Origin of the sequence: Roseateles sp. (assembly GCF_049240545.1) — a bacterium.
Lineage (GTDB): Bacteria > Pseudomonadota > Gammaproteobacteria > Burkholderiales > Burkholderiaceae_C > Paucibacter_A.
The window spans coordinates 1-3946 of record NZ_JBMLSK010000108.1 but is presented as its reverse complement, the minus strand read 5'-3'; the positions used below and the strand labels follow the sequence as shown (position 1 = coordinate 3946).

The window sequence follows — 3946 nt, the reverse complement described above, 5'->3', positions numbered from 1 at the left end:
AGCTGGTGCCCGCCGTGGCGGCATCCAGGACCGGAATCCCAGCCCCTGACACCGGAGCTGGGAACGCCTTGTCGGCCGGCACCACCACGGTATGCCCGCCCTCCAGGCCCAGGATGTAGTCGAGGCCGTTCTCTGCTTTGGATTCTCGGAATTTCACTTTGCACTCCATTCAATGATTGCGGCCAGCACCAGGCCCGGCGCCGCGGTCCAGATCCAGTCCAGGAACGACACCTCACGCGTGGGCAGGACGCCGCCGCGGTTCTCGATCCACTGCGCGCCCTCGATGACCGAGGCGCCCACGCAGGACGCGACGGCCACCACAGCGGTCAGCGGGTTGATGGCCAGGTACAGGGCCGCCAGGCCGGCGCCCAGTGCCACCAGGGCCACGATGAGGCCGCCAATGGCGTGCCGCTTGAGATCAGGTCGCATGTCTTCTCCTTGTGCGTCAGTAGCCGGATATGTCGTCTGCAGGAGCCCAGGCCGGCGCCATGGGTCGCTGTTGCTTGCGCTTCTCGGGCGGGTAGGCGAACGTCAGGGCCAGGCTGTCGGCCATGTCGGGGGACGAGATGCCGCGCTTCTTTGCGTCGTCCTTCGATTCGATCAGCAGTAGCTGACCCTTGTAGCCGTACTGCAGGGCGGTGAGCTCCGAGGCCAGCTGCGGGTCATTGGGGATGCTCACGCGGCCCTGCAGCCAGTCCCTCATGTCGCGCCACATGCGGGCGCGCAGGTTGTAGCACTCGCCATCGTCGAGTCGCAGGGAGCTGTTGACGTCGACGACGAGATGCCCGAAGCGCTCGTTGCGCCGGAGCGTGTCAGCGACGCCAGCGCCTATGCCGATGGTGTCGACCGCGATCTGGGATGGTGGCTCGTGCATAGATCGGCAGACGTCGATCACTCGACCGGCGACGTCTACGACATCGGCCTTGCCGAACACCTCAATGCGAGAGCAGACGCGCCCACGGCGAACGGTGATGCAGCTCTTGTCGTTGCCGAACCTGGCGACGTCGACGCCGATCATGATCGGCCCAATGGCCTCCACATCGGCCGGGCCCAGGCGCTGGGCCATGCTCACGTCCTCGCCGGAGATGAATGCGTTCGCGACCGATGCCGTGAAGCTGATGTCGATCTCGGCCGCGACCACGACCGGGTCCAGCGTGGCGCACATGCGCTCGTACCAGTCCTGATCCTTGCGCTTGTCCTGGGTCCAGTGGAACTTGAACTTGGACACCCGACCCGAGTGCCACTTCTTCGCGAACACATTGCCCATGCCGTTCGGCGTGGAGCTATGGATGATGCAATTCGAGTTCTGCGACAGGGCGGCCTCGACGTCCTGGGCGTTTTCCACGAACGCGCTTTCGTCAACGAAGGCGATGGACGAGCGACCGCCGCGGCCGATGTTGCGGCCAGCTTCGCCGACGAGCGTCGCACCAGTGGCCGGGTTGGCTAGCTTCATGCGCGTGGCGTGCTCGGCCGGCTTGTAGCCTGCCGGGATGAACTCGACTGGCAGCGTGTGCACCATGTCGCGCAGCTTCCAGAAGATCGAGTTCGGGTCGCTGCCGTTGTCGACCATGGTTTCGCGCCGCGAGCCAATGCTTCCGACGAAGCCTTCGTTGAAGAGCCAAAAGCTGACGAACGCCGCGCAGGTTGTGACCGAGACGCCCATGTCGCGGCTCTTGGCGCAAACGCCATGCTCGCGCCCCTTCCATCTGTCCATGAGCCACTGAACGAACTCGGCCTGCCGCTCAAACAGGATCAGCGGGATGGCCGTCGGCAGGTTGCGCTCGATATTGCGAGGCTCTCTCGTGATGATCCAGTCGCAGATGAAGTCGACGGGATTGGCCCTGTAGTGCTCCTTGAGTGCGACCAGGTCGATCTCGCCGGACCTGATGCGCTTCAGCATGTCGACGCGCTGCTGCCAGGCCCGGTCGTAATCAGGGCTCTTGTGGTCAAACCAGCGCCAGTGCTCGGGGATCAGCATTGTGATTCCTTCCTGGCGCGGACCATGCCAATTGACCGCCTGCGATTGATCTCGGCGATTTCCTCCGGCGTCTTCTTTGCGTATGTGGCCGCGCGCTTCGCCAGCATCCTGGCCTTGTCAGCAGCCCGCTCTTCTGGCGTCATCGCCAGAAGCCTCGCTTTTGCCGCAGCCGACGCCAGCTTGCCGCGAGCGCGCAGACTCTCGACGCGCTCTGCGCGCTGCTCTGGGGTAAGCGCGGCCATGCGCTTGGCATTGCCGATTCGGATGGCCTCCTTGCGCTTCGCGGCATCGGCCGCCATCTCCTCCGGCGTCATCTCGGCCCAGGCCCTGGCTCGCGTTTCCGCAGCCTTCTTGGCGGCCTTTGCCACGGTCTCAGGGTTCGCGGCGCGGGTGGCGGCAATCTTCTTCCTGAAGCCGTCGCCATGCTTGCGGCCAGCCATCGGCGCGCCCGCCACCTTGGCCGAGTTGTAGGCCGGCGCCAGCGCGTCGATGAAGGCCTGCTCGTATGCGATCAGATCATCCCGCCCGCACCGGAACACGGGCGTGAACACGAGCGCATCGATGCCGTACTTGTTGCACGCATCCTGCAGCTGCTTGCTGAAGTGGACGCCGCGCACCAGCTTCGAGCGATGGCAGTTCGCGCGCCGGTTGAAGTTGGCTGCGCTGCCGATGTACAGGTTGCCGCTAGGGGCCCTGATGGCGTAGATGCCGGATTCTTGAGAGCTGCACTTCATCATTGTTATTTCACCGATGCGCCGACCAGCGCCTTGTATGCCTCGGCCGGGCTCTGCCCCTCGACCTTGTGCTCCACGGGCTTGCCGGTGATGCCGCCCACTTCCAGCTGCGCCTTGTCGCCGTAGTGCTCGGGCGCCAGCTTACCGGCCAGCTTCATGCGGAAGTCGCCGCTGTAGCGGAAGTCGCCATGGCGCCGCGCAGAGTCCGCGTCCTTGGTGGCTTCCTCCACCAGCTGGTGGGCATAGTGGTGCCGGGCCAGGTTGTACTTGGCCAGCCGATCGGGTGTCGACGTCATGGCCATGCGGACGTGGTAGGCGCTGACGCGGAAGCCGAACAGCTCGGTCACGTACTCGGCCAGGGCCGACATCGACTCGCCGCAGATCATGCGGTCCAGCAACAGGTCCAGGTTCGTCGGCAGATCGTCTGTGAGTGCGTCGCGCACTGCGCCGTCTGGCGTCAGCTCCAGCCACAGGTTCAGCTTGCCGCGCGGGAATGGCCTGGCGGGATCATCCTTGCGCCACTCGTGCATGCGCTTGACCCACCACGCCTCGTCCCGCGGCGACGGCTCGGCAGGCTTGGGCACGGCTACGCTTGCCGCCTTGGTGGCGGCCTGCTTGGGTGCTGGCTTGGCGGCCGGTGCCAGCTTGCTGGCCAGGCGCGCCCAGGTCGGTTGCTGCATGTCTCGCGTGTCGTCGGGTGTGCCCATCCCGCGGCCGTCCGCGGGAGACGGGCGCATTCAGCCGCGGGCGGGCACAAACGAAAAAGCCACCCGAAGGTGGCTTGGTGTTTTCTGGGCGTACTGCCCCGGCGAGCACTCTAGAGCAGCAGGAGCAGGTTGCGGTTTACGACTGCTGATGCGTGGGCATCCCGGGCCTTGACATCCGCCGCCAGCTTCTTCTTCTCGCGCAGGGCCAGCTGCTCTTCGCGCTCCATGTGGAATCGCCGCAGCTCGGCCTCGAATGCATCCTCTTTTCTGGCAACTGCGCCGCCGCTCCTGCGCATCTCCGCGATGATGGCGTCCCTGCCGGCGATCATGGAATTGGCCGCAGCGGCGCCGGAGCTGATCCACGCCCCGGTGGTGTTTATGCCAACGCCCGCGCTCGGCTCGAACCACGCCCGCTTCAGCTCTTCCCAGTCAGCCCGCTCCTCTGCCGTCGGCTCGCCTGACGCGCTGTTCTCGTTCATCTTCGCTCTGGCGCGCTCCAGGCTGCCCAGGCTCGCAATGCTGTCGAC

The 3946-nt window shown here is 65.6% G+C and carries 5 protein-coding genes; all 5 read right to left on the bottom strand.

Going from position 1 to position 3946, the window contains the following annotated elements:
* Window positions 1–153 precede the first annotated feature (153 nt).
* Window positions 154–429: a hypothetical protein gene (locus ACOVRJ_RS07725; RefSeq protein WP_422043305.1), complete on the bottom strand. Its 276-nt coding sequence runs from the start codon at window positions 427–429 to the stop codon at window positions 154–156.
* 16 nt (window positions 430–445) lie between these two features.
* On the bottom strand, window positions 446–1978 hold the full coding sequence (locus ACOVRJ_RS07720; RefSeq protein ID WP_422043304.1) for a hypothetical protein: 1533 nt from the start codon (window positions 1976–1978) through the stop codon (window positions 446–448).
* Complete coding sequence (locus ACOVRJ_RS07715) at window positions 1972–2712, bottom strand: GIY-YIG nuclease family protein (RefSeq protein ID WP_422043303.1); 741 nt, start codon at window positions 2710–2712, stop codon at window positions 1972–1974. The genes ACOVRJ_RS07720 and ACOVRJ_RS07715 overlap by 7 nt, the downstream gene beginning before the upstream one ends.
* Before the next feature lie 5 nt (window positions 2713–2717).
* The gene (locus tag ACOVRJ_RS07710) at window positions 2718–3392 is read right to left on the bottom strand and encodes a hypothetical protein (protein ID WP_422043302.1); all 675 of its coding nucleotides are present in this window, start codon (window positions 3390–3392) and stop codon (window positions 2718–2720) included.
* A 137-nt stretch (window positions 3393–3529) separates the two neighbouring features.
* A partial coding sequence (locus tag ACOVRJ_RS07705; RefSeq protein ID WP_422043301.1) for a hypothetical protein occupies window positions 3530–3946 on the bottom strand: 417 nt, incomplete at its 5' end.